Origin of the sequence: Nitrospina gracilis 3/211 (assembly GCF_000341545.2) — a bacterium.
GTDB classification, from domain to species: domain Bacteria; phylum Nitrospinota; class Nitrospinia; order Nitrospinales; family Nitrospinaceae; genus Nitrospina; species Nitrospina gracilis.
In genome coordinates, this window is sequence record NZ_HG422173.1 from 2,770,558 (window position 1) to 2,795,005 (window position 24,448).

Here is a 24,448-nt window from a genome sequence, read left to right on the forward strand (position 1 = left end):
GTCAGCGTTTTCGCCAGCGGTCGGTTTCTTTTGCCGGGCGGATCCTGAGGGCCACCTGGTGAATTTTCAACACCTTGTCCAGCAGGGCACCAATATCCGGCGCCAGAACACGAACCATCTCCTCCTTGCCCTGCCCCCCCAGATCGTAAATGATGTCCGGCACCGCCCCAAACTTTTCAATGGCGGTGTAGGTTCCCCATTCCAGAGACGACCCTTCCAGCTGCTTCACCGATTTGGGTTCCCTGCCACGATCGAACGACGCAATGCGGAACTTCAACCGTTTGCACGCGTTAAGAATAGTATCGCTGAACTTGATGTTCATCACCGCGCGCATAGTGGGATCGAACCGCATCGCTGTGAGCACGATCTTCGCCACGTGACGCGATGCTCCGAACTGCGGCTGGGCCACGGTGCGGATTTCGTCGCCGAGCTTAATGATGCGGCCGGGCACCGCGATGACATCTTCCACCCCGCTCGCGCCGGGCACACCGACACCGAGGTTGGACTGCACCTCAGGAATCAGGTGGCCGATGTGGTTCGCCTTCAACACCTCCAGCGCCGCCGACACGCCCTGCAACAACTCGAACCGTTGATGCACCTGTTGGATGCGCGCCATAGGATCGACGTGCCCCTTGCCCTTCCCCGTCTGAACGCCACCGCGGATTGCGGCATGAATAAACCCTTTCGCATTCTCCACGGCGTCATTCACGGCCAGCCCTTTCGCCAACCCGCAGGCGATGGCCGAGGCCAGAGCGCACCCGGTGCCATGCAGATTTTCGTTGTCCAGCCGCTCGGATTCGAACACCCACGATCGTTTGCCGCCGAACAACCAGTCGTCGGCGTTCTTCTTTGCGTGCCCGCCCTTGATGAGCACGTGCCGGACGCCGGTATTCAGAATCGCCTGCGCCGCCTTCTTCAAATCTTTTTCGTTACGGATACGGACGCCGGAGAGGATTTCCGCTTCCGGCAGGTTAGGCGTCACCACCTGCGCCAGCGGAAGCAACCTGTCTTTTAGAATCCGCACTCCTTCGTCCGACAGCAACGGGGTTCCGTTGGAGGAACGGATAACGGGATCCACCACCAGATTCTTAACCTTGAATTTTTTAAACAGCCGGGCGACGCATTCCACGATTTCCTCATTGCCCAGCATGCCGGTCTTGACGGCAGAAGGTTTGCCGTCTTCCAGAATGGTTTGCAATTGCGCTGTCACCTCTTCCTCTCCCAGATCGTAAGCGGTTTTCACGCCCTGCGAGTTCTGGATGGTAATCGACGCAATCACCGAAGTGGCGAACAGGTCGTGCGCGGTGATGGTTTTGATGTCGGCGGGCACGCCGGCGCCGCCGGAAGAATCGGAGCCGCCCACGGCCAGTACAGTTGAAACAGTTTTCATGACATGTGCGATGCAGGAGAAAGAGTTGGATTCGTTAATGGAGTCCGCCAACGCAATTTGGGATGCAACCCATCACGCCCGGCACGGTTGCACAGACTAACCCACCGTTACCGATTTGGCAAGACTGCGCGGCTTGTCTACGTTCCGTTTGAGGGAGGTCGCAGTGAAATAGGCCAATAACTGGGAGATCACCAGATGAATGAAGGGAGCGACGATGTCCGGCACTTGTGGAATGATCAGTTCTTCGCTGAACAATTCCTTGTCCTTGCCGCGTTCGTCGAAATGAATCCCCAGCACGAATCCCGACCGCGCGCGGATTTCCGCCACGCTGGCCAGTGTCGCCTGGTACATGGCCTTGTCGCTTTTCGGCGGAATGAAAACGATGGAATACACGTCGTCGTCGATCATCGCCAGCGTGCCGTGCTTGAGGAAGCCACAGGGCATACCCTCTGCGTGGACATAAGCGACTTCCTTCATCTTGAGCGCAGACTCCAAAGCAATGGGGTAATAAATGCCCCGACCCAGGTACAACCAGTTCTTTACATTGCGATGCTGGTGCGCAATGCGGTGGATGAACCCGGAACGTTCGTTGAGAATGCCGTTGATAACCTCCGGCAGGTCGTGCAGGGATTTGAGCGACGCCTTGTACTGCCGCTGGGTGATGCGCTTCCGGCGCAGTCCCAGCTTTAGCGCCATGTGTGTGAGGATCACCATCTGCGCCAACGCTGCCTTGGTGCTGATCACGCAGATTTCCGGGCCCGACCCCTGAAGAATCGTTTTGTCCACCAACCTTGATATGGTGGAACCCATGACGTTGACGATGGCGCCTGTCGCCGCGCCCTGCGCCTTCGCGTGCTTGAGAGCGGAGATCGTGTCGTAGGTTTCGCCCGATTGCGAAATGGCAAGCACGAAACTGTCTCCATCCACCGGAGACAGGGATACGAATTCGTCGGAACTAATGGCTGGGATGTATTTTCCGGAAATCTGGCTGAAGATGTAGTTGGCATACATCGTCACGTAAAACGTGGTGCCCACGCCAACCAGTTGGGCGGTGGCCTTTTTGTCGAGCAGGTCCACGAACTCGTCCATCTTTTTTTCATCCACATCCAGCGCGTTGTTGATGGTCTGCGGCTGTTCGTAAATTTCTTTCAGCATGTAATGCGGGTATCCGCCCTTCCGCGTGGTTTCGCTGTCCCACTCGATTCGCGTCACCGGCTTTGCCACCACCTCCTGCGTGACCGTGCTTTTGACCACGTAAGCATCGCGGGACACGATGGCGTATTCGTCATCATCCATGATGACTGCGTTCTTGGTATGGTCGATGAATGCGTTGAAATCAGAACCAACGTATTTCACTTCGTCGTCGATGCCGAGAAGGAGGGGCGACTCCCGCCGTGCGCAAAAAATCTGGTCGGGCTGATGGATGCTGATAAAGGCGATGGCATACGATCCTTCCAACTGGCGGAGCGTGTTCACGAACGCCGCCTCGACCGAGCCTGTTTCCTGGTAAAACTTTTCGAGGAGATGGGGCACCACCTCGGTGTCGGTATCGGATATGAACTTGTGCCCTTCGGCTTTCAACTGTTTTCGCAGAGCCTGGTAGTTGGAAATAATGCCGTTATGCACCACTGCAAATTTTTTGTCGCAGGAGGAGAACGGGTGCGTGTTGTTTTTGGTCACCTGACCGTGCGTGGCCCAACGGGTATGTGCAATGCCGGTATGACCCTGATGTTGGAGAACGTTCTCCTTCTTGTACACATCGTCCACGTAACCGACGTTCTTTTTAACCACGATCGCGCGCTTGCCGCTCATCAACGCCACGCCGCAGGAATCGTAACCCCGGTACTCGAGGTTGCGAATGCCTTCGAACAGTTGATTCGAAATGTCTTTCAGGCCGACCGCGCCGGTGATGCCGCACATGATGGATTCTTTATCCGTTCTTGACTGAGTAATGAGATGGAAAAATCTTTCCCGGCGGAATCACAATGCCGGGCTCGATGGTGTTGCCCGCGCCGATGACCACGTTGTCGCCGATGAAGGCGCCCAGCTTGGTCCGGCCCGTTTTAAACGTTTTCTTGTTCTGCTTTACTTCAACCGGGTCCCACGTCATCGTCCGGTTGACGGTCATGGTACCCGCGCCGATGTCCACGTTTTCGCCCAGCACGCTGTCCCCGATGAACGACAGACGGCCGATTCGCGAATCCTTGTGGATCACGCAGTTCTTCAATTCGACGCCGTAGCCGACCGAACAGTTCCCACCCACGGCCGTATAGCTGCGGATGAGTGAGTTGTTGCCGATGTAACTGCCGGCACCGATGGAGCACGGCCCTTCCAGCACGGCCCCCGCCTTGATGCGGACGCCTTCTTCAATCTGCACCGGTCCGGTGATGGTGACGTTGGATTCCAGCTTGGCGGTCTTGGCGATCGACGACTCCTCCCAGCTGTCCATGATGATCTGATTTGCCGTGAGGATTTCCCAGGGATACACAATGTCCAGCCAGTCCTCTTCCCACATCGAGGCGCGCAGGCCTTCGCCATCCGCCAGCGCCTTGATTGCTTTTTCCATGGACCGCTTGTTCTTTTGGAGCAGGTCGAAAAACGTCTCCGGCAGGATGTAGACGCCGGCCAGAACGTAGTTGCCCAGGTTGTCGCCCTTGGGTTTTTCGATGATCCGCGTGATCTTCATGTTTGCGTTCAGGAACACGTTGCCGAACATATCGTTCGACGGCGGCAGGCAGATGGACGCCACCGGTGATTTGAACGTATGAAACGACTGCTGGGTCTTGCTGAAAATGTTGTCGGCGGTCACGATGTCGCCGTAGATCAACAGAAAGTATTCACCGTGCAGGATTTTGTCGCGTACCTGCATGACCGCATCACCGATGCCCGCGGATTTTTTCTGCTCCACCACATTCAGGTTGAGGCCGTTGAGGGTGTGCTGGTGGATTTCCTCCAGTAATTTGTCCTTTTTATGACCCACCACCACGTACACATCACTGATGCCTGATTTCTGAAGCAGATTCAGGCAATGATTGAACAGGTACCGTCCGGCCACACTGATCATGGGATTGGGGCGGGTGTCGGAAAAGGGCGTCAGGTTGTTTCCTTTTCCTGCCGCAAGGATGACCGCTTTCATCAGTGTGATTCCTCAGAACAAAATGCGAAGACGGAAAGCTCAGGGGTTCGAGGCGCGTTGGGAAAAGAGCCGCTCCGCGGCGACCAGGTCTTCGAGCGAATTGATACCGATCAATTCGGAGGCGTCCGAGGTCTGAATGGCCTCGACCGCAAGCCCCTCCCGATTGATGCGAGCGACGGTATCTGTCAGATAGTATTCCTGCTGTGCGTTGCGATTGTCAACGCCCTTTAAAGCCTTGAAAAGAATACTCTTTTGAAAACAATAAACTCCGGAATTGTATTCGTCAACTGTTTTTTCCTGAGGGGTCGCGTCCTTGTTTTCCACAATGCGGTCCACCCGGCCCTCGGGGGTGCGGATCACCCGTCCAAAGTCTTTTTTCCCCTTTGATTTCAGGCTCAACAGGGTGCAGGCGGCAGCCAATTCCCGGTGCCGGGCAACGAGATCCTGCAGGGTTTCGGGGCGGATCAGCGGCATGTCCCCGCATAAAATGAGGGCATGGCCGGAAAAATCCGCAAGCGTTCCCTCCGTCTGCTGGACAGCATGTCCCGTTCCCAACTGCTCGGTCTGCTCTACAAACTGCGCCACCCCCTCCGGAACGGCCTGGCGAACGCGGTCGGCCTGGTATCCGACCACGATCACTATTCTCTCCGGGGCCAGCGGACGGAGCGCGTCCAGAACATGGAGGAGCAACGGCCGTCCCCCCAGCGGGTGCAGAACCTTGGGAAGATCTGAACACATCCGCGTCCCCTTCCCCGCCGCCAGGATGACTGCGGCTAAACCTTTACCTTGCATTGAATGCCATGCTCGTGGATTTTTTTGCGGAGGGTGTTCCGGTTGATACCCAGAATATTGGCGGCTTTGGTCTGGTTGCCATTGGTTTCTTCCAGAACCATTTCAAGAAGAGGTTTTTCCAATCCAAGGACCAACAGGTCATACAGGTCTCCTTTTTCGTTGCCGTCCATACTGGAAACGTACTGCTTGACACTTTTATGGAGCCATTTTTCCAAAAAGGTGCGGATATCTTTGGAAGTTCTATCCATAAAAGGCGACCCGACACGAAGAGAATTCGGACAAACTTTTTAAATGGGATGGGATAAGATGCGGGCATACTAACAAACCCCTTTTTGGGGGTCAACTGAAAACCCTGCGGGGAACGAACCCGGACGGGGATTTATCGGTTGATTCGATGTAATTGCCTCGTTTAATATGAATCCTCAATTAAAAACCGTTATTCCGAATTATCATGAAAGTCGCTTTCAACACACTGGGTTGCCGGACCAACCAGAACGATACCGCGGAAATGCAGACCCTTCTTGAAAATGAGGGGTTTACCATTGTCGAACCGAACGATTCAGCGGATATTTACGTTATCAACTCCTGCACGGTCACGGCGAAAAGCGACGCCTCCTCCCGGCAGGCTGTGAAACGATCGCTGGCCATCAACGAGGACGCCATGGTGGTGTTCACCGGTTGCTACGCACAGAACAACCCGGAGGAAGTCAGCCAAGTCGCCGGTCTGGACGTTTTGCTGGGCAACGCCAACAAGCTGGACATCGCCAGCGCCATCCGCAAACGGCTGGAAAGCCTGCGCCGTAAAGACGAGTTTGGCGATCCGGACGTGGTGATGACGGACATCACCAAAAGCTGGGATTTCAAAACCATCCCTGTGACGGAATTCGGCGGCAAGTCGAAAGCATTCATCAAGGTGCAGACCGGGTGCGACGAGGAATGCACGTTCTGCACCGTGGCGCGGGCGCGCGGCCGTTCCATCAGTGATGAACGCGAAAACATTCTGACCAATGTACGTTGTTCCCTGGATGCAGGATTCAAGGAAATCACGCTGACGGGCATCAACCTCGGCACCTACGGAATGGACAAGGAAACACCGGAAACATTTTCGTCCCTGGTGGAAGAGATCGCGGATTTGCCCGGCGATTTCCGACTGCGCATCAGCAGCATCAATCCCATGGAGATCGACGACCGGCTCATCGACCTGATGTCTGAGCGCGACAACATCTGCCCGCACTTCCACATTCCACTGCAAAGCGGGGATGACTCGGTGCTGTCGGCCATGAAACGCAATTACAACTCTGCGCAATATCGCGACGTAGTGGAGCGGGCTGCGGCGCGCATACCGAACCTCGGATTGGGGGCCGACGTCATTGTCGGTTTTCCCGGGGAAACGGAGACGATGTTCGAAAATACATACCGACTGGTACAGGACCTGCCCTTCACCTACCTGCACGTATTCACTTACTCCCCGAGAAAGGGAACGACGGCATTTGCCATGAAAAACAACGTACCCAAAACGGACAAAAAGGAACGCAACCGCAGGCTCACCGAATTGGGACGTGACAAGGCCCTGACCTTCCGCCAGTCGATGGAGGGCCGAACCGCCAATGTGTTGATCGAGACCAGCCGCGACCCGGCCAGCGGCCGCTTGCGGGGACATACCGAACACTTCATCCCGGTATCACTCGACGGGAGCGATGCGTTGATGAACCGGGTCGTGCCGGTGTGGATCCAGGACGCATCCGATCAGCAGGTTTCGGGATGCGTCCTGTAATCACCCTCACCACCGATTTCGGTCTCGACGATCCTTACGTCGGCATCATGAAGGGAGTGATACTCAACATCGCTCCGGACGTCCGGCTGGTCGACCTCACTCATCAAATCCAGCCCCAGAATATTTTACAGGCAGCCCTCGTGGTGAAGGCGGCCTACCCTTATTTTCCAAAAGGTACGGTGCACGTGGTGGTGGTGGACCCGGGTGTGGGCGGGGTGCGGCGTCCCATGGGGCTGAAAAGTTACGACTATTGGTTCGTCGGTCCCGACAACGGTGTTTTCACCTCGGTGATCGATTCCCAGGCCAGTTGTTACGAATTGACCACCGAAAAGTATTTTCTGAAAAACCTTTCCACCACGTTTCACGGACGCGATATATTTTCCCCTGTTGCGGCGTGGCTGGCCAGAGGTAAAACCCTGCGCACATTCGGCCGAAAAATCGCCGACCCGGTTACACTGGACCTGCCGTTGCCAAAATTTGATGGCACCAAAATTTCAGGAGAAATCATTTATGTCGATCACTTCGGCAACCTGACAACCAACATCGACGCGGGTCTGCTGGAAGGGGTCTTTGAGCACCCGGAAAAGCTGGAGGTGCAGGTGGGCCGCCTTACCGTGCAGGGCCCGGTTTCCAGCTATTCTGAAGAGAAGGAAGATGCGGTCGGCATCATCATCAACAGCTGGAACGCGCTCGAGATTTTCCACCGCGAAGGCAACGCGGCCCAAAAACTGAAAGTGAAAATCGGCACCCCGGTAAGTGTCACCCAGGCGGATTGACGGTCAAAAATATGTCGGATATCAAAATCATTTGCCAGAACAAGAAAGCCCGCCACGACTACTTCATTGAAGAAACGATGGAGGCGGGCCTTGCCCTGATGGGAACGGAAGTAAAATCTCTGCGCGACGGGCGTGCCAATCTTGCGGACAGTTACGCCTGGGTGGAGCAGAACGAGGTGTTTCTGCACAACTGCCACATCAGCCCGTACACACCGGCGACGCAGTTCAACCATGATCCCATGCGAAAACGCAAGTTGCTCCTGCACCGCAAGGAGATCAACCGACTCATTGGCGCAAGCAATGAAAAAGGATACAGCCTGATTCCGCTAAAAATTTATTTCAAAAACGGCATTGCCAAGGTGGAACTGGCAATAGCCAAAGGCAAAAAGCAGCACGACAAACGCGAGTCCATCAAAAAACGGGAAGTGGATCGCGAAATCCGGAAGGCCATGAAAGGCGACTTCAAGGGCTGAATCCCGCCAAAAGTTGTGCACTTTCCGTAATCATTCTTCAGCCTCACTTTTTTTCCGGATGACAAGAATCACCCCGCCTATGGCCGTCATGGCCCCGAAGTAACCCAGCAATCCAATTCGTTCCGGCTCCACCAGACCCGGCCAGACAACGGGCAGGAGTTTCATCACTCCCAGCGTGATGAAGGGGTTGAGTGTGACAATCACACTGATGAGCCATAGGGGGATATGCTTGATGGCTTCCGCCAGAAACCCGTAGGCAAGAAGAGTGTTCATACCGAGAAACAGCATGAGTCCCCAGGCCACCCAGTCAAAATTAAAGTAATCGGACCAACTCACTGTACTCACCAGCACCAGGGAGGCGATCCCGTAAACCAGCAGGTTCAATTGCTGGGCCTCATACTTTGGTGTGAGCGATTTCTGGAACGTCATGTACACCGCCCACAGCACCCCGGCAACCAACACAAACCCATTTGCCGTATTATAGAGATCCACATCCACTGCGTGGGCATGCTGGTCACGGAAAAACAGGACAAATCCAATCAGCGCAATTGCGAGTCCCCCCGCCTGCGGGGCCGAGAAGCGTTCCCGGAATACGAAGACTCCAATCAATACTACCAGTACCGGTGCGGTCTGGATCAGCACCGCTGCGTTGGATGGGGAACTGGCGCTGATCCCGCGCAGAAAATAATAGTAATTTCCGGAAAGGCACAAACCAGCAAGGATGGCAAACAAGGGAGGATTGCGGAAAATTCCTTCCGGCGGTTTTTTTTGAAGGCGCAGGAATGCCCACAGAGCGATGAACGCAAACGTGAAACGGAACCAGACGATGGAGCCGGGAGAAAAGTCGGCGAGCGCGATCTGCATGACGACCGGCAGCAAACCCCAAAGCACGGTGGTGGTCAACGCGAAGAACACACCGCGTCCGTAATCGGTCCGTGGCATGAAGTCAGTTCAGCCGGGCGAACTTCTCCAGCAGTTTCAAGCCGGCCCTCTGGCTTTTTTCTGGATGAAACTGGAAGGCGTGAATATTTTCGTGTTCGATACCGGAAACGAACTCGCGTCCGTATTCGGTGGTGGTGACCACGGCGGAAGGATTGTCCGGCTGAACGAAATACGAGTGGACGAAGTAAAAATAGGGATGGGGATCGGTGGCATCAAAAAGCACCGAATCCTTTTTAACGTTTACCGTGTTCCATCCCATATGCGGCACTTTGAGGTCGGAACCGTCCTCGAAATCGAATCGAATCACCTTGCCCGGCAAAACGCCCAGTCCCGGAACGGTACCGAACTCCACGCTCTGCTCGAACAGCAGTTGCAGGCCCAGGCAGATACCGAGAAACGGCTTGCCGCTCTGGATGGCTTTGCGAACGGGATCGATCAGGCCGTACGCATCCAGGTTGGCCATGCAGTCCTTGAACGCCCCCACGCCGGGAAGCACAACGGAGGAGGCATCCGCAATGGTTTTGGGGTCGCGGGTGACGCGGGCATCGGCGCCCACCGCCTCGAAGGCCTTGTGCACCGACCGCAGGTTGCCCATCCCGTAGTCGATGATGGCGATCATCTACAATTTGCCTTTGGTAGAAGGAATCGCATCCGACCGCGGGTCCAGCGCGCAGGCCTGGTCGAGCGCCTTGGCAAACGCCTTGAAGGACGCTTCCACGATGTGGTGCAGGTTGCTCCAATAGGGCGAGTTGAGATGCAGGGTGACGCCGCTGTTGGCGGAAAAGGCTTGGAAAAATTCTGGAACCAGTTCGACATCAAATTGGCCCAGCTTGGTTTTGGGAAGGTCGATGTTGAACACGAAAAACGAGCGGCCGCTGATATCCACCACACATTCCGCCAGCGCCTCGTTCAGGGGAACACTCGAACTGGCAAAGCGGCGGATGCCTTTCTTGTCGCCCAGCGCCTTGTCGAAGGCCTGACCGAGGGTGATGCCGACGTCCTCCACCGTGTGGTGAAAATCGATCTCGATGTCGCCCTTGGCCTTGAGTTGCAGGTCAAAATAACCGTGGCGGGTCAATTGTGCCAGCATATGGTCGAGAAACGGAATCGGGGTTTGAATTTCGCTCTGCCCGCTTCCGTCGATGACCAGACTGACTTCAATTTCCGTTTCGCTGGTTTTGCGTGTGATCTGGGAACATCTATCCATTGACGCGATGGCCGGATTACTCAGGCCGTCCTGAGAGTGGGTTTGACGGTTTCCTTGGCTCCGTTGGACGGATGGCTGTGTTTGCTCCCATTGTTCTGGTGGTTCATCCCGGAAACCAGGGACATTTCCATGACCTGGCCATAGAACTGGGAAATTGTTTCCAAAAGACCCTCTTCGTCGATCTTCAGGTCGCGGCGAACCAGGGCTGGCGCGCCGTGCTCCACCACGATGTCTGCGACACCAATGCACTTCACCTGGAACGCCTGGTCAGACGGTTCCTTGTGGAGCGCTTCCAGCACGGCGGAACCGAACCCGCCCTGCTCCGAATGCTCTTCCAGCGTCACCATGCACTGCGTGGCGCGGGCGTAGCGCAGAACCAGTTCTTCGTCAAGCGGCTTGACAAAGCGGGCGTTGATGACCGCCACACTGATGCCCTGCTCTTCAAGTTTTTTGGCAACGTTCTCTGCCGGGCGCACCATGTGGCCGTAAGCCACGAGGGCGATGTCCGTGCCTTCTTTCAAAACCTCGCCCTTGCCGATCTCCATTTCCTGGATTTCCGGATCGAGATCGACACCCAGGCCCGCGCCCCGCGGATAACGCAGTGCAGCGGGACCATTGTGGTAAATGGCCGTTTTGAGCATGTGACGCATTTCGTTTTCATCTTTCGGCGCCATGATGACCATGTTCGGGAGAGTGCGCAGGTAGGCGATGTCGTACAGTCCCTGATGCGTCGCGCCATCTTCGCCGACGATGCCTGCGCGGTCCATGGCAAACACGACCGGGATGTTCATCAGGCACACGTCATGCACCACCTGGTCGTAGGCGCGTTGCAGGAATGTGGAGTAGATGGCCGCAACGGGGCGCAAGCCCTTGAGCGCCATCGCACCCGCGAAATCCACTGCATGCTGTTCGGCCATGCCCACATCGAATGTACGCTCCGGAAACTCCTTGCCGAACTTGCTGATGCCCGCGCCGTCCGGCATGGCGGCGGTGATACCGATGATGGTCTCATCCTCTTTCGCCAGGTCAATCAGTGCCTGCGCGAAAACGGAGGTGTAATTCGGGTTCGAAGCCTTTTTGTGAAAAACTCCGGTTTCAATGTCGAACGGAGAAGCGCCATGCCACACGTCGGCTTTTTCCTCCGCCACCTTGTACCCCTTACCCTTGCGGGTGATTACGTGAACCAGGGTCGGACCTTTCAATCCCTTGATGGCCTCAAAGGTTTCAATCAGCGCATCCGTGTTGTGGCCGTCGATCGGGCCGATGTAACGAAATCCCAGGTCCTCGAACAGCCGTCCTGGAATGAACACGCCTTTGATGGCCTCGTCGATCTTGTGCGCATAACGGGAAATATCCTTGCCGATTCCCGGAATGGCGAGCAGAAGCTGGTCGATCTCACGTTTGATCTTGGTCATGACCTGTCCGGTCATGATCTGGCTCAGATGAGCCGACATCCCGCCAACGTTGTTGGAGATGGACATCTCGTTGTCATTCAGCACCACCACCATGTCGGTCTGCAGGTGCCCCGTATGGTTCAGGCCTTCAAACGCCATGCCTGCCGTCATGGAACCATCGCCGATGATTGCCAGCACATTGTGATCTTCTTTTTTCAGGTCGCGCGCCTTGGCAAACGCCAGTGCCGCCGAAATGGATGTACCGCCATGCCCGCAGTTCCAATGATCGTGCTCGTTCTCTTCACGCTTGGTGAAACCGCTCAATCCTTCATATTGGCGCAGGGTGTGGAACCGATCGCGTCGGCCGGTCAACAGTTTGTGCACGTAGGTCTGGTGACCCACGTCCCAGATGAACATGTCCTTCGGACTTTCATACACATAGTGCAGGGCGATGGTCAATTCGACCACACCCATGTTCGACCCCAGGTGCCCTCCGGTTTTGGAGATGGTATTCAGGAGAGCATCGCGGATTTCCGCCGCCAGGTCCGGCAGGTTTTCCCGGCTCAACGATTTCAGATCCTGGGGACTGTTGATTTTTTGCAAAAATTTGCTCATAACGATTCCACTTGTTTTATTTAAAAAGTCCGTTGAACAAAAAAGAGGGCGATGTCGCGGAGAGGATTCGCGCGCTCGTCAAAATCTTTCAGACAGGTGATGGCCTCCTCAACCAGGCTGTCGGCTTTCTTTCGGGATTCCTCCAAGCCAAACAGCGCCGGATACGTCGCCTTGTTTTTACTGACATCGCTTCCGACATCCTTGCCGATCTTTGCCTTATCGCCAACGATATCGAGGATATCATCTATGATTTGAAAGGCCAAACCAATATGTGCCCCGAATCGGGAAATGGCCCCAAGTTGTTGCGAATCCGCGCGACCCAGTATGGCGCCCACACGGACACACGATTTAAAAAAGAAACCGGTTTTGTAAATATGAATGTATTCCAGTGTAGAAGCTTCGATCGGCTTCCCTTCCGATTCCAAGTCCACCACCTGGCCGCCAATGACCCCGGTGGAACTGAGCGCCTGAGCCATTTCATGCGATGCGCGAAGGATGTTTTCGTGCGGGATGGCCTCCATCAAAAAGGCGTTGGTCATCAATACGAATGCCTGGGTGAGAAGCGCATCCCCCGCGAGAATGGCAATGGCTTCACCAAAAACCTTGTGGTTTGTCGGCTTACCCCTCCGCAGGCTGTCATTGTCCAGCGCGGGAAGGTCGTCATGAATCAAGGTGTACGTATGGAGGAACTCGGCGGCAACTGCGAATGGAAGCACGTCCTTACGGCTGCCACCCACGGCTTCCGTCGCGGCAATCAATAAGGTAGGCCTCAGCCGTTTCCCCCCAGCGGACAAACTGTAGTGCATCGACTCATGGATGCTTACCGGATACGTATCTGGCTCCGGAAGGAACAGGGGAATCGCCTCGTCGATATATTCCTTACACTCAGCTAAATAATCCTCGGCGGGCAATGCTTCCTTATTCCCTTATATCTTATTAAATTTGCGGGAGAAACTCTTATCCACTATTTTCACAAAACAAGATGGTAACACACTTTCAACCACAGTCAACCTTTAATCCAACCCACCCATAACACGAAACCATTTGAAAAATAACCCTTTTTGCCGGATATCCCAGTCCGGGTCGGAATCGGGACGTTCCCTGCAACCATATCCGTGCGGGGATTCCTTATTTCCCGATGCCAGACCGGACCTATTTGCACGGCCTGTTTTCACCGATGCAACACCTGCAGAGCTTGGAAGCCACTCCCTGTTGGATTCGCAGGCAGCCCGGCAGGTATTATTTCATCTATTGAGTTCTGTCCTCACCAATCTCCAATACGGGGTCGAAAAAATTGGACAAAAAAAACAACTATTTCGTTTGCACACTAATAGAATTAAGGGTGGTGTGGTTGATACAATTTGGTAAAATCATTCTTTCTTCAAAGAAGAACCTGATCCAGGATTCTTTTCCTCATAATTATTGTGTTCCGGACTTTAACCGTCTGATCCCTTCCGTTCAGCGCCAAACCCCCGGATAAAAATGTAGGAGCCTCAGATGCACCAATTGACTAACACCTGGGCGGGTTATATTTGTCTCATTGCTTTTGTCGTCGGTTACTCGCTCGTGGTGCTGGAAGAAAAACTTCATTTGAGAAAATCCAAACCGGTGATCGTTGCCGGCTGTTTCATGTGGTTCATCATAGGCCTTTACCAGGCTTCCAACGGCATGGATGGCGATGCCGCGCACCACTATATAAAAGAACTCATCGCGGAAATTGGAGAGCTGTTTTTCTTTCTTCTGGCTGCCATGACCTACATCAACACACTGGCTGAGCGAAACGTTTTCAATTCCCTGCGGGCGTGGTTGTTGAGCAAGAACCTGGGTTTCCGCAAGCTGTTCTGGGCAACGGGACTCATCACGTTTTTCCTTTCCCCGCTGGCGGACAACCTGACCAGCGCCCTGCTCATGTCCACCGTAGCGCTGGCGGTCAGCCAGGGCAACGGACGCTTCATCACGCTGGCCTTCATCAACATTGTGGTTGCGGCCAATGCGGGTGGCGCATACAGCCCGTTTGGCGATATCACCACCCTCATGGTGTGGACGGCTCACAAAGTGGAAACGCACGAGTTCATTTATCTGATTATTCCCTCGTTTGTGAACTGGATCATTCCGGCGTTGTGCATGTTCCCTTTTCTTCCCAAAAAATTCCCGGACGTCCCCAAGGAGACCATTCCAATCAAACAGGGCGGCAAAGTGGTTATGGTGCTGGGCATCCTGACTATCGCCACGGCAGTCAGCTTTCATCACTTCCTGCACCTGCCACCTTATTTGGGAATGATGTTCGGCCTGGGGGTTCTGATGATCTACGGCTACTGGCTGAAAATCCGGCCGGATAAGAAGGTATACGAAACCGGGCTCTACGGGGAAATCCACAAAGGCGAGCCAAAGCATTTTGACATTTTCAACAAGATCGCCACAGTGGAGTTCGACACCCTGTTGTTTTTCTTCGGGGTGCTGACAGCCGTCGGCGCACTTCAGTACATAGGATACTTGGCTCTTGTAAGCCAAAACATGTACGAAGGCATCGGCCCCACCTGGTCGAACATTATTGTCGGGGTTCTTTCCGCCATCGTCGATAACATTCCGGTCATGTTCGCTGTGCTCAAGATGGACCCGAACATGGGGCTGGACCAATGGCTCTTGATCACCCTCACCACGGGCGTTGGCGGCAGTCTGTTATCGATCGGTTCCGCCGCGGGTGTGGCCGTCATGGGTGTAGATCGGAAACACTACACCTTCCTGAGCCATCTGAAATGGTCATGGACCATCATGATCGGTTACATTGCGAGCATATTCAGCTGGTATCTGGTCACCCTTCCCCTGCGTTGACGTCAGGCGCGGGCAAGGGTGAACACTTCCACCCGGTCCGCTCCCGCGCGTTTCAATACTTTGGCCACTTCGTTGACCGTCGCCCCGGTGGTGAACACATCGTCCACCACCAGCAGGCGGCGGCCCGCAATCCGTTCCGGACAGGTCACCTCGAACGCTCCTTTTACGTTTTCCATGCGCTCGGCACGGGTTTTTCTCGCCTGCGGCGGCGTATCGCGGACCCGGCAAAGGCTCCCTTCCACAAGGGGCAGGCAACACAGACGTGCCAGCCGGTCGGCAAGCACATAAGACTGGTCGAACCCACGTTCTTTTAATTTACGCCGATGCAACGGCACCCAGATGATTTCCAGGCCGGAATAGGTTTCGCCAATTTCTTTCAGGTTCTGTTCGATCAGCAAAGTGATATCGCCGATGGCGCCCGGATGAGACTGATATTTGAAAAAGTGCACCAGCTCCTTGAGCACCGATCCGTACACCCCCAGGGACCGTGCCCGGTCAAAGCGATAGGTATTCTTGCGGCACAATCCGCACTCGAAGTCTTCGGTTGGATACTCGTACTCCATTTCTCCGGGTTGACCGCAGGTGGCACAAAAAGGAGGGAGAATGAAGGGGACGTGGTCATGGCACAGTCCACACAGGAATTCACCGTCATCCAGACGCCTTCCACCGCAACCGATGCACGGGCGCGGGAACAGGACGTCGAAAAATTTTCGGATCCAGACCACCGTTTACCCCTCCAAAAATGCTTTTAAAATTCACCTAAAATACTATATGTTAAATGAGCAATAGTTAAGAAGGGATTCTCCTTTTCCGGCGACCCCGTCACCTCCAGCGAACCGTTACCCATGAAAAAGACCGCAAACATCATCAAGCTCACCGACAAGCATGTCGCCCGCACCTACGGACGGCTCCCGCTTGCCCTGGTCCGGGGAAAGGGTTGTTACGTGTGGGACGCGGAGGGAAAAAAGTATCTCGACTGCGTCACCGGGCTTGCGGTGGACAATCTCGGGCACTGTCACCCGGAAGTTGTCAAGGCCATCCGAAAACAAGCGGGTACGCTGATCCATGTGTCCAACCTGTACCACATCGAACCCCAGTCCCGGCTGGCGAAGGACCTGACGCGCCTCAGTTTTGCCGGCAAGGTGTTTTTCTGCAACAGCGGAACCGAGGCCAACGAAGCAGCCATCAAGCTTGCGCGCAAACACTCCACCGACCAGGGGTACAACAACCGGTTCGAGATACTCACGTTTACGAATTCGTTCCATGGACGCACGCTGGGGTCCTTGAGCGCCACCGCACAGACCAAGTTTCATTCCGGGTTCAAGCCGCTGCTTTCAGGCTTCAAGTATGTCCGGTTCAATGACATCGACGCCGTGGCCAAGGCCGTCTCCCAGAAAACCTGCGCCGTGCTCATCGAGCCGGTGCAGGGTGAAGGCGGTGTCAACATTCCGGACAAACAGTTCCTGAAAGATTTACGGCAACTTTGCCGGGACAATGGACTGTTACTGATATTCGACGAGGTCCAGACAGGTTTCGGCCGGACGGGGGCCCTGTTCGCTTACGAACGGTTCGGGGTGAAGCCGGACGTCATCACACTGGCCAAGGCGCTGGGTGGAGGCATGGCCATCGGCGCGATGATGGCCACCGACGAAGTAATGAAATCGTTCGTGCCCGGAACGCACGCAGCCACCTTCGGCGGCAACCCCTTGGCGTGCGCCGCGGCCCAGGCGGCATTGGATGTGGTGGCGCAAAAACCCTTCCTTAAAAATGTACGGGAGACGGGGGATTACTTCGCAAAACAACTGAAGTCGCTTGCAAAGCAACACCCGGTGGTCAAGGAAGTGCGGGGATTGGGAATGATGCTGGCCATGGAACTGAAAGTACCCGGCATGCCCGTCCTCAACGATTGCATGGAAAAGGGAATTCTGATTAACTGTGTGCAGAACACGACGCTCCGGTTCCTGCCGCCTTTGATCATCAAACGAAAAGAAATCGACACCCTCATTCAAACTGTGTCGGAAAGCCTTTCGCGGTTGGAATCCTGAGCGACCGCCAAACCGATTGTGGAGGACGTTCCACAATGCCCCAAATTCATTGCCTGCATTCTTTTCTCCTGTCTTGTTTCCTGCGGTATTTTCTTTTAATAGTCGTCGTTTCTCTTTTCACCCTCCCCCTTCCCTCCCCTGCCTGGGCCCAAAACAGCAACACACCTTCCACCGAGCCTTCCGCCCAGGAAAACGTCCAGAAAATGCTGTTTCTGCTGTCCAAACAGATCACACAGGTTCAGGCACGCCTCAAAGCCCTGAACGACATGCCCGCCACTCCCTCCGTCAACAAAAAGCGGGAGGATCTGCTCTCACAGATTGACGGACTGCAACGCAACTTCGAATCGCTGGCCACGCAATTGAGTGCCGACCAGTTGTTCGAAGGCGACCCGAAAAAATCCGATTGGAGCCAGAAGCTGGAATCGCTCATCATGCCACTTCTTGAAGCAACCAGCGATTTGACGGAAAAGCCGCGCCGGATCGAAAACCTCAAAACACGTATTGACCTTTTAGGCACTCAGTTACGCAATTACGAAGAAGGACGCAAAAATATTGAAGCGTTGTTGACCGCCGCCCGCGAAAACCGCCCACCGCTCAATGAGCAGGAGGAGCAGTTCCTGACCCGTCTAGAAAACCTGAAAGACAAATACAATCCGGAATTGATCCGCCTGAAACTCCTTGAAGCCCGCCGCGCTTTGAAAAAAGAAATGGCCAACAGCGAACCCTTTATCGACACCGCCACGCGCTCCATTAAAAACTTTTTCAAGCACCGCGGGCTCAACCTTCTCATCTCCATCAGCATTTTCATTGCCATCTGGTACCTTCTCATCAAACTGCGGCTCTACATCGTCGGTGACAAGAGTCTGTTCTCATTCGAGCCATGGATGCAGAAGGTGCTGATGACCGCCTACACCGGTCTGGTGCTGGTGCTGTGCGTTGTGTCCAGTCTGGTGTCACTGTACCTGTTGAACGACTGGCTGTTGCTCAGCGTAGTCATTTTGTTTCTGCTCGCGGTGGCGTGGGCGTCGCGCCAGTTCATCCCGCGGCTGTTTCAGGAGATGCGCCTCGCCCTCAACCTCGGTACGGTCAAAGAAAACGAACGCCTCATTTGGAAGGGCGTGCCTTGGTACGTGGAAGGCATCGGCCTGCAGGCGGCGCTCAAAAACCCGAGCCTGGAAGGGGGCAGTGTTCTCCTCCCCGTGGGCGAATTGGTCGGGCAACACTCACGGCCCGTGGTCGAGGACGAACCCTGGTTTCCCACCGAGGTCGGTGACTGGGTCATCCTCGCCGACGGGACTTATGGCCGGGTACAGCACCAGACCATGGAACAGGTCGTGCTGGAACTCAAAGGCGGCACGGAACACTTTTACACGACGATGGATTTTCTGTCGAAAACGCCGAAGAACATCTCACACGGGTTCCGTTACGACATCGTCTTCGGTCTCGACTACGAAACCCAGCCGAGGGTGTGCGATGAGATTCCGGAACTGTTCGAGAAAGGACTGCGCGAGAACCTGAAAAACCATTTTCAGGAGGGCGAACCGGATTTCACGCATCTGGAGATCACCTTCGACGAGGCGGGAAGCAGTTCACTCAACCTGCGCATCGTGGTTCACGTGGACGGCCGGTGTGCGGAATGGTACGATGAACTCAAGCGCGAAATCCAGGCCGCCCTGGTTCGCATCTGCAACGAAAACCAACTGCGTATCCCGTTCACACAGCTCACGGTCACTCTAGCCGGTGACAATAAGCAATCCATGCAAACTACATCCGCCCGGAAAGACGACCCTCCCTCCCGTGTTTGAATTCGAAATCCAGAAAAAACACATGCACTCGGGCGCGCGGCTCGGCACCATCACCACATCGCATGGCCGCATTCAGACGCCTGCCTTCATGCCCGTCGGGACGCAGGCCACGGTGAAGGCACTATCACCCGAAGATCTGAAAAACTGCGGGGCGGAAATCATCCTGGGCAACACGTACCACCTGTACCTCAGGCCCGGACACAAACTGATCGAACAGTTGGGCGGCCTGCACCGGTTCATGAACTGGGACCGTCCAATCCTCACCGACAGCGGCGGCTACCAGGTGTTCAGCCTGAACGACCTCGCCAGGGTCACCGAGGACGGCGTCACCTTCCGCTCGCATCTCGACGGTTCCCGTCACCTGTTGTCACCGGAACTGGCCATCGAAATCCAGCAGTCACTGGGCGCGGACATCATCATGACCTTCGATGAGCCAACGCCCCCGGACGCGGACGAGGCGCAGACGCTGCAATCCCTGGAGCTGTCCACCCGGTGGGCCAGGCGTTGCCAGGAAGCGCACACGCGCAAAGGACAGACACTGTTCGGCATCGTGCAGGGGGGCATGTTCAAAAACCTGAGAAACGAAAGCGCCCGGCAGATCATCGACCTCGGCTTCAAGGGATACGCCATCGGCGGACTCAGTGTCGGGGAGGAAAAGGCATTGATGCTTGAGCTGGCCGAACACACCGCCCCGCTGTTGCCGGAGAATGCGCCGCGTTACCTGATGGGCGTCGGAACGCCGGACGACCTGATTGACTGCGTGAAGATGGGCATCGATATGTTTGACTGCGTCCTGCCGACTAGAAACGCGCGCAACGGAACTATTTACACCAGTGAAGGCAAGCTCAACATCCGCAACGCGCGTCACCGGGACAGCGACCGGCCTCTCGATCCGGAATGCACCTGCTACACCTGCAAGCATTACTCGCGCGCGTACCTGCGGCACCTTTACATGGCAGACGAAATTTTTGCCATGCGGCTCAACTCGCTTCACAACACGGCGTTTTTTCAGAAATGGATGGCGGACATTCGACGCGCCATCGCCGAAGACCGCCCGCTGGACTGGCGTCTGCCGGAATCGGGCGAGAACAATGGCGGCTGAGTGAAGGGTCAAGATGCGCCGTGCTTGGGGTCGTCGAGGATGCCCTTGATCTTGAACTCGTTGATGATGTAACCGGAGCGGTCGGGGATCACGTTCTGGATGACCTGCTTCAACTCCATCACCTTGTCCTCGACCAGGTCGTCGAGCAGACCCTCGAACTGTTTTTCAGGAAAGTACAAAGTGAGGTTCAATCCCGCCTGCCTGTACTGGTAGGTTTGCCCGGCGCGCATGGGGCTGTTGCGGATGGGTTTGTATTCCACGACGCCCGCAGGCAGGCACTCGATCACGGCCTGCCAGTAACCGGGTTCCTCCTTCAAAGCCTGCTTGACCCGCGAAAGCAGTTCAGTGCCATCCATCAATTCGTATGTGTAACTTCGGTTGCGCCGCATGACAATACGTTTCCGGTTTACGGTTTAGATTCATTGCAGGCCTTGGGGATTCAGCCCCCCGCGTCACGCCTTCGCCGGTACCGCGCGCAATGCCAAAAAGAGTGGGATTTCCTGACGCGCCCGGTTTTCCGCTTTGGCGCGCTTGCCCGGCTCGCTGTTCTTGTGCGACGTCCACTCCTCCAGCAGGTCCACCTGCAATCCCGCCGCGTTGAGCGCCGCAAAATAATCCTGCAATGACCGATGGTACGTCGTCGTGTAAACCTGCGATCGCGCCATCGGCGGCGTGAGGATTGGGATCGTGTTGGGCGACAGGTACAGATCAACCCTTCGGTACTGGATTTTCTTTTCCTCGTCCCAGCCCCAGTGCGTCTGCCGCGGAATGCGGAAGCACGGATGCGTCGTCACCATCACAAACCGTCCCTGAGGTTTCAACCAGCGCCGCACGTTTTCGAATACCGGTTGCAGGTGCTCGATGTTTTGTATGGCCAAAAGGCAGGCGACCGCATCGAACGTCCTGTCAGTGAGCGCTTTGGAATCGGCCGCGTCCGCGCAGACAAACCGAACTCCCTTCCCGGTCCGCTTGCCGGCAAAGCGGATCAACTCCTCCGACACGTCGAGTCCCGTCACCTGCAACCCCTTTTGCGCAAGATGGCGCGACAGCACCCCCTGCCCGCAGGCAAGGTCCAGTACCTCCCGGCCCTTTTTGAGATCCAGCATGCGCTCGGTGCCGGGAAGGATGATGTTCTTCTGGTACTCACTCCCTTTAAAGCCGACCAGGGAATCGTACCACCGTGCCGCCTGGTCCCACAAAGCCGTGCCGGGTTTGCTACCACCTCGCCCCGGAGACCGCCCGGCCCCACGGCGCTGGGAGGCATCTTTCTCCGGTGCACGGCGGGGCCGTGGTGATTTGAATGATTTCGGGGATTTTGCCAATCAGGTTGCCTTTCCCAAAGAGGGACTTGCGCGGTACCGAATAACCCTATATAATTCAAAAGGTTATTTGGGAGCCACAATCCGGGTTCATCAATCTTACCATACGAGGTTTCAACATGATACGCCGCAACCCTGTCTTTCACCTTGTTTCCGGTCTCTGCCTGTTCCTTGCCCTGTCGGCCTTGCAGGCCTGCGCCACGGTGCCGCAGGAACGGCTGGAAGACCTCGAAACCATCACCCGCGCGTACAACAATTTCTTCGAAAGCCGTCATCCCGATGGCGGTGTGACTTATGTTCGCGACGATTTGAAATCTGCTTACCTGATGCAATACGCGCAGGTCAAGGACCGGGTGATCTTCGGCCAGAGCCAGCGCATCAACCAGGCCTTGTACAAGGATGATGAACTGGTGCCCTTGACCGAACAGGTGTTGGAAGCGGAACACCCTCCGTTCAACAAGGCCGTCATCACCATGCGGTATGAAGTGGCCACCAAGCCCAGCAACCGCGTACGTACGGTGGTTTATGATCAGGAATGGTTGTTGCAGAACGGACGCTGGGTGCTGGTGCCCAACCTCGATCCCTTCATCAAATAATCCGGTTTACAAAACCACATCCACAGGACGGTTCAGGGACACCGACGACGCGGTGACGCGGCAATTGTATCCGTAAAGCTCCACTCCCACGTCCCGCGCCTGCCTCAAGACTTCGCCGAAAGCAGGGTCGATGGTATCGAAGCTGGTGATCGTCCGCGTGTCCGAGCGTTGCGACACGAACAAAACCGCCGCGCGGTTTCCCTTTTTCTTCAAATCGATCAACTCCTCGATGTGCCTCCTGCCGCGTTCCGTCGGCGCATCCGGAAATTTACCCACCGTCTTCTCCACGCAACTGACCGACTTCACCTCTACGTAACAGTCCTGCCCGCCAAATTTCAATCGAAAATCGAATCGGCTTTTGCCATGCTTCACTTCGGCATCGAAGCGATCGTATCCAGGAAGCACGGCCAGCGTCCTTGACTCCAGCGCGTCGCGCACCAGCGCGTTCGCGAACACGGGATAAACGGAAACCCAGATGCGGCCATGACGCACCAGCACCAGGCTGTAATCGGTTTTGCGTTGCGGGCCGGGATTGTGGAGTAGCCGCACGCGGCGGCCGGGGATCATGAGGCCGGGCAGACGGCCGGGGTCGGGCACGTGGGCGGGAACGGTCACACCATCGACCACCACCTGCGCCAGGTACCGGTTCGGCCGCTCCTGAAACACGCCGTCCACAATGCGCGGTCCCAGTTTCATGGCGAGGGTAAGTCCGTCAGCAGCAGAGGACGGGAATCAATGACCGCCGCCACCACCCTGTGATGGAACATGCACAGTTTTCTCGATTTGGAGCAGTTTGTCCACCGAAGCGGACATGGTGTTGATGAAGGGTTTGGGGTAAAGACCGATGAACAGGATCAGGATGCACGCCGGAACGAGCAGGCCCGCTTCGGTTTCGTTGACATCCTTCAACCCCTGTGGAAGATTTTTGACTTTATCCTGCATCGATCCCTGAAACATGAAAAGCATGTAGATGGACGCGTACACAATAGTCAGCCCCGCACCGAGCACAAACAACACGGCCATGTCTTTCTGCACGGCGGAGGTCCACACACCAACTAGGATGAGGAATTCACCGACAAACCCGTTCAAGCCCGGCATACCCAAAGCCGCCAATGTGACCAGCATGAACATGCCATACAGAATGGGCATGGATTTTTTGAGGCCGGAAAATTCGTCCAGGTTGCGGGTTCCCAACCGCCGCTCGATGATCCCGACAATGATAAACAGGGCCGAGGCGATGATGCCGTGGTTGACCATCTGCAAGACACTGCCTTCGACGCCGTTGCCGTTGACCGCAAATATACCGAGCACGACGAATCCGAGATGACTGATACTGGAATACGCGACCAATGATTTGAGGTCTTTTTGCGCGATGGCGATCCACGCACCATAGATGATGCCGCCCACCGCCGCCGCGCCGATCCACGTGCCCCACTCCTGGATGAAATCCGGGAACAGCGGAAGGCAAAACCGGATGAGTCCATAGGCGCCGGTCTTCGACATCGCCCCGGTAACCAGAATGAGCACCGGTATCGGGCAGGACACATACGCATGCGGGAGCCAGCTGTGGAACGGAAAGATCGGCACCTTGATGGCGAATGCCAGAAAGAAGAACAGGAACAGGATCCATTCCAGGTCGTGGGGAACGGCAGTGTGTACCAGTTCCTGAATGTTGAAAGTCAACTCGTGCGTCGCCGTATAATGGAGTACGGTGATCCAGATCATGCCAACGAGCATGAGAAGACTGCCCACAAGCGTGAAGATGACGAACTTGGTGGTGGCGTACACCCGGCGTCCCTCACCCCACAGGCCGATGAGGAAGTACGTCGGGATCAGCATCACTTCCCAGAACACGTAGAACAGGATGAGATCGAGCGCGACAAACACGCCAAGCATGCCCGTTTCCAGGATCAGGATGAGAGCGAGGTAGTACTTCGGATTCTTTGTCTCACCGGCCGAGAAGCGCACCGCCATGATGGAAAGGAACGCCGTCAGCACCACCATCCACAGGCTGATGCCATCGACCCCGACCATGAATTGAATATGAAGTAGCGGAACCCAGTGAAAGGAATTGACGTACTGCATGCCCGGGTCGGATGCATCGTAACCGAACAGCAGGACAAGCGTTCCGAGAAACGTCAGCAGAACGGCGATGGTCGCCGTTTTCTGGATGGCTGCCACCCGTTGCCCGTCCATGAACAGGATCAGGACAGCCGCCGCCAGCGGAAGCAGTAAAACCGTAGTCAGCAT

Annotated in this window: 23 protein-coding genes; 8 read left to right on the forward strand and 15 right to left on the reverse strand. The window is 55.7% G+C overall.

The genetic code is table 11. The features are described 5' to 3' along the window. Position 1: 1 nt before the first annotated feature. From thiD to TX82_RS13290, 5 genes are all read right to left on the reverse strand, one after another. The gene (gene thiD / locus TX82_RS13270) at positions 2-1,390 is read right to left on the reverse strand and encodes a bifunctional hydroxymethylpyrimidine kinase/phosphomethylpyrimidine kinase (RefSeq protein WP_042251302.1); all 1,389 of its coding nucleotides are present in this window, start codon (positions 1,388-1,390) and stop codon (positions 2-4) included. Between the two features lie 96 nt (positions 1,391-1,486). Beyond that, positions 1,487-3,310, reverse strand: a complete 1,824-nt coding sequence (glmS, locus tag TX82_RS13275) for a glutamine--fructose-6-phosphate transaminase (isomerizing) (protein WP_005011735.1) — start codon at positions 3,308-3,310, stop codon at positions 1,487-1,489. Between the two features lie 10 nt (positions 3,311-3,320). Further along, positions 3,321-4,526, reverse strand: a complete 1,206-nt coding sequence (gene glmU / locus TX82_RS13280; RefSeq protein WP_005011737.1) for a bifunctional sugar-1-phosphate nucleotidylyltransferase/acetyltransferase — start codon at positions 4,524-4,526, stop codon at positions 3,321-3,323. Between the two features lie 39 nt (positions 4,527-4,565). Beyond that, on the reverse strand, positions 4,566-5,318 hold the full coding sequence (locus TX82_RS13285; protein WP_005011740.1) for a sugar phosphate nucleotidyltransferase: 753 nt from the start codon (positions 5,316-5,318) through the stop codon (positions 4,566-4,568). After that, positions 5,300-5,566 carry a helix-turn-helix domain-containing protein gene (locus tag TX82_RS13290; protein ID WP_005011742.1) on the reverse strand — a complete coding sequence of 89 codons (267 nt, stop codon included), beginning with the start codon at positions 5,564-5,566 and terminating at the stop codon, positions 5,300-5,302. Before TX82_RS13290 ends, TX82_RS13285 begins: the two co-directional genes overlap by 19 nt. Before the next feature lie 203 nt (positions 5,567-5,769). On the opposite strand from TX82_RS13290, the gene mtaB reads away from it, so the two are divergent. From mtaB to smpB, 3 genes are read left to right on the forward strand one after another with little or no spacing between them, the layout of a single operon-like run. Continuing rightward, positions 5,770-7,092 (forward strand): tRNA (N(6)-L-threonylcarbamoyladenosine(37)-C(2))-methylthiotransferase MtaB, encoded by a 1,323-nt coding sequence (gene mtaB / locus TX82_RS13295; protein ID WP_005011744.1) that lies wholly within the window; start codon positions 5,770-5,772, stop codon positions 7,090-7,092. Beyond that, the gene (locus tag TX82_RS13300; protein ID WP_005011746.1) at positions 7,080-7,868 is read left to right on the forward strand and encodes an SAM hydrolase/SAM-dependent halogenase family protein; all 789 of its coding nucleotides are present in this window, start codon (positions 7,080-7,082) and stop codon (positions 7,866-7,868) included. Before mtaB ends, TX82_RS13300 begins: the two co-directional genes overlap by 13 nt. Before the next feature lie 11 nt (positions 7,869-7,879). Beyond that, positions 7,880-8,341: an SsrA-binding protein SmpB gene (gene smpB / locus TX82_RS13305; RefSeq protein WP_042252691.1), complete on the forward strand. Its 462-nt coding sequence runs from the start codon at positions 7,880-7,882 to the stop codon at positions 8,339-8,341. Positions 8,342-8,371: 30 nt separating this feature from the next. Here smpB and TX82_RS13310 read toward each other — a convergent pair whose 3' ends face one another. The 5 genes from TX82_RS13310 to TX82_RS13330 are packed head-to-tail and all read right to left on the reverse strand — an operon-like array spanning position 8,372 to position 13,410. Then, complete coding sequence (locus TX82_RS13310; protein ID WP_005011750.1) at positions 8,372-9,283, reverse strand: DMT family transporter; 912 nt, start codon at positions 9,281-9,283, stop codon at positions 8,372-8,374. A gap of 4 nt (positions 9,284-9,287) precedes the next feature. Then, the gene (hisH, locus tag TX82_RS13315; RefSeq protein ID WP_005011754.1) at positions 9,288-9,902 is read right to left on the reverse strand and encodes an imidazole glycerol phosphate synthase subunit HisH; all 615 of its coding nucleotides are present in this window, start codon (positions 9,900-9,902) and stop codon (positions 9,288-9,290) included. Next, positions 9,903-10,490: an imidazoleglycerol-phosphate dehydratase HisB gene (gene hisB, locus TX82_RS13320; protein WP_005011756.1), complete on the reverse strand. Its 588-nt coding sequence runs from the start codon at positions 10,488-10,490 to the stop codon at positions 9,903-9,905. It lies immediately after the preceding gene. A 20-nt stretch (positions 10,491-10,510) separates the two neighbouring features. Then, on the reverse strand, positions 10,511-12,499 hold the full coding sequence (gene dxs / locus TX82_RS13325) for a 1-deoxy-D-xylulose-5-phosphate synthase (RefSeq protein WP_005011757.1): 1,989 nt from the start codon (positions 12,497-12,499) through the stop codon (positions 10,511-10,513). Between the two features lie 20 nt (positions 12,500-12,519). Next, positions 12,520-13,410, reverse strand: coding sequence for a polyprenyl synthetase family protein (locus TX82_RS13330; protein WP_005011759.1), 891 nt, complete (start codon positions 13,408-13,410; stop codon positions 12,520-12,522). Positions 13,411-13,996: 586 nt separating this feature from the next. On the opposite strand from TX82_RS13330, the gene nhaD reads away from it, so the two are divergent. Continuing rightward, on the forward strand, positions 13,997-15,331 hold the full coding sequence (nhaD, locus tag TX82_RS13335) for a sodium:proton antiporter NhaD (RefSeq protein WP_005011767.1): 1,335 nt from the start codon (positions 13,997-13,999) through the stop codon (positions 15,329-15,331). A gap of 2 nt (positions 15,332-15,333) precedes the next feature. On the opposite strand, the gene TX82_RS13340 is transcribed toward nhaD, so the two are convergent. Beyond that, positions 15,334-16,056 (reverse strand): ComF family protein, encoded by a 723-nt coding sequence (locus tag TX82_RS13340; RefSeq protein ID WP_005011769.1) that lies wholly within the window; start codon positions 16,054-16,056, stop codon positions 15,334-15,336. 120 nt (positions 16,057-16,176) lie between these two features. Here TX82_RS13340 and TX82_RS13345 point away from each other — a divergent pair, with 120 nt between their 5' ends. Genes TX82_RS13345 through tgt form a run of 3 tightly spaced genes read left to right on the forward strand, consistent with a single transcriptional unit; the run spans position 16,177 to position 20,283 of the window. Beyond that, positions 16,177-17,376 carry an acetylornithine transaminase gene (locus tag TX82_RS13345; RefSeq protein WP_005011772.1) on the forward strand — a complete coding sequence of 400 codons (1,200 nt, stop codon included), beginning with the start codon at positions 16,177-16,179 and terminating at the stop codon, positions 17,374-17,376. Between the two features lie 35 nt (positions 17,377-17,411). Further along, positions 17,412-19,181: a mechanosensitive ion channel family protein gene (locus TX82_RS13350; RefSeq protein WP_005011773.1), complete on the forward strand. Its 1,770-nt coding sequence runs from the start codon at positions 17,412-17,414 to the stop codon at positions 19,179-19,181. Beyond that, positions 19,174-20,283 carry a tRNA guanosine(34) transglycosylase Tgt gene (gene tgt, locus TX82_RS13355; protein WP_005011777.1) on the forward strand — a complete coding sequence of 370 codons (1,110 nt, stop codon included), beginning with the start codon at positions 19,174-19,176 and terminating at the stop codon, positions 20,281-20,283. Before TX82_RS13350 ends, tgt begins: the two co-directional genes overlap by 8 nt. Positions 20,284-20,291: 8 nt before the next feature. On the opposite strand, the gene TX82_RS13360 is transcribed toward tgt, so the two are convergent. Together TX82_RS13360 and TX82_RS13365 are read right to left on the reverse strand one after the other, a co-directional pair. Further along, positions 20,292-20,672 (reverse strand): hypothetical protein, encoded by a 381-nt coding sequence (locus TX82_RS13360; RefSeq protein ID WP_005011783.1) that lies wholly within the window; start codon positions 20,670-20,672, stop codon positions 20,292-20,294. 63 nt (positions 20,673-20,735) lie between these two features. Further along, a complete protein-coding gene (locus tag TX82_RS13365; protein WP_005011784.1) occupies positions 20,736-21,482 on the reverse strand; it encodes a class I SAM-dependent methyltransferase in 747 nt (248 codons plus the stop codon). A 239-nt stretch (positions 21,483-21,721) separates the two neighbouring features. Between TX82_RS13365 and TX82_RS13370 the strand changes: the two genes are divergently transcribed. Then, positions 21,722-22,198 carry a hypothetical protein gene (locus TX82_RS13370; protein ID WP_005011786.1) on the forward strand — a complete coding sequence of 159 codons (477 nt, stop codon included), beginning with the start codon at positions 21,722-21,724 and terminating at the stop codon, positions 22,196-22,198. Between the two features lie 6 nt (positions 22,199-22,204). Here the strand turns inward: TX82_RS13370 and sfsA are convergent, their stop codons facing one another. Next, on the reverse strand, positions 22,205-22,894 hold the full coding sequence (gene sfsA, locus TX82_RS13375) for a DNA/RNA nuclease SfsA (protein WP_005011789.1): 690 nt from the start codon (positions 22,892-22,894) through the stop codon (positions 22,205-22,207). 36 nt (positions 22,895-22,930) lie between these two features. Continuing rightward, complete coding sequence (locus tag TX82_RS13380) at positions 22,931-24,448, reverse strand: complex I subunit 4 family protein (RefSeq protein WP_005011791.1); 1,518 nt, start codon at positions 24,446-24,448, stop codon at positions 22,931-22,933.

Coding starts and splice junctions, on each gene's coding strand:
- hisH (WP_005011754.1), bottom strand. CDS start 9,902: ATGATCGCCATCATCGACTACGGGATGGGCAACCTGCGGTCGGTGCAC.
- TX82_RS13350 (WP_005011773.1), top strand. CDS start 17,412: ATGCCCCAAATTCATTGCCTGCATTCTTTTCTCCTGTCTTGTTTCCTG.
- TX82_RS13380 (WP_005011791.1), bottom strand. CDS start 24,448: ATGCTGACTACGGTTTTACTGCTTCCGCTGGCGGCGGCTGTCCTGATC.
- dxs (WP_005011757.1), bottom strand. CDS start 12,499: ATGAGCAAATTTTTGCAAAAAATCAACAGTCCCCAGGATCTGAAATCG.
- sfsA (WP_005011789.1), bottom strand. CDS start 22,894: ATGAAACTGGGACCGCGCATTGTGGACGGCGTGTTTCAGGAGCGGCCG.
- nhaD (WP_005011767.1), top strand. CDS start 13,997: ATGCACCAATTGACTAACACCTGGGCGGGTTATATTTGTCTCATTGCT.
- TX82_RS13345 (WP_005011772.1), top strand. CDS start 16,177: ATGAAAAAGACCGCAAACATCATCAAGCTCACCGACAAGCATGTCGCC.
- TX82_RS13300 (WP_005011746.1), top strand. CDS start 7,080: ATGCGTCCTGTAATCACCCTCACCACCGATTTCGGTCTCGACGATCCT.
- hisB (WP_005011756.1), bottom strand. CDS start 10,490: ATGGATAGATGTTCCCAGATCACACGCAAAACCAGCGAAACGGAAATT.
- thiD (WP_042251302.1), bottom strand. CDS start 1,390: ATGAAAACTGTTTCAACTGTACTGGCCGTGGGCGGCTCCGATTCTTCC.
- TX82_RS13285 (WP_005011740.1), bottom strand. CDS start 5,318: ATGCAAGGTAAAGGTTTAGCCGCAGTCATCCTGGCGGCGGGGAAGGGG.
- mtaB (WP_005011744.1), top strand. CDS start 5,770: ATGAAAGTCGCTTTCAACACACTGGGTTGCCGGACCAACCAGAACGAT.
- glmU (WP_005011737.1), bottom strand. CDS start 4,526: ATGAAAGCGGTCATCCTTGCGGCAGGAAAAGGAAACAACCTGACGCCC.
- glmS (WP_005011735.1), bottom strand. CDS start 3,310: ATGTGCGGCATCACCGGCGCGGTCGGCCTGAAAGACATTTCGAATCAA.
- TX82_RS13360 (WP_005011783.1), bottom strand. CDS start 20,672: ATGCGGCGCAACCGAAGTTACACATACGAATTGATGGATGGCACTGAA.
- TX82_RS13290 (WP_005011742.1), bottom strand. CDS start 5,566: ATGGATAGAACTTCCAAAGATATCCGCACCTTTTTGGAAAAATGGCTC.
- TX82_RS13310 (WP_005011750.1), bottom strand. CDS start 9,283: ATGCCACGGACCGATTACGGACGCGGTGTGTTCTTCGCGTTGACCACC.
- TX82_RS13370 (WP_005011786.1), top strand. CDS start 21,722: ATGATACGCCGCAACCCTGTCTTTCACCTTGTTTCCGGTCTCTGCCTG.
- smpB (WP_042252691.1), top strand. CDS start 7,880: ATGTCGGATATCAAAATCATTTGCCAGAACAAGAAAGCCCGCCACGAC.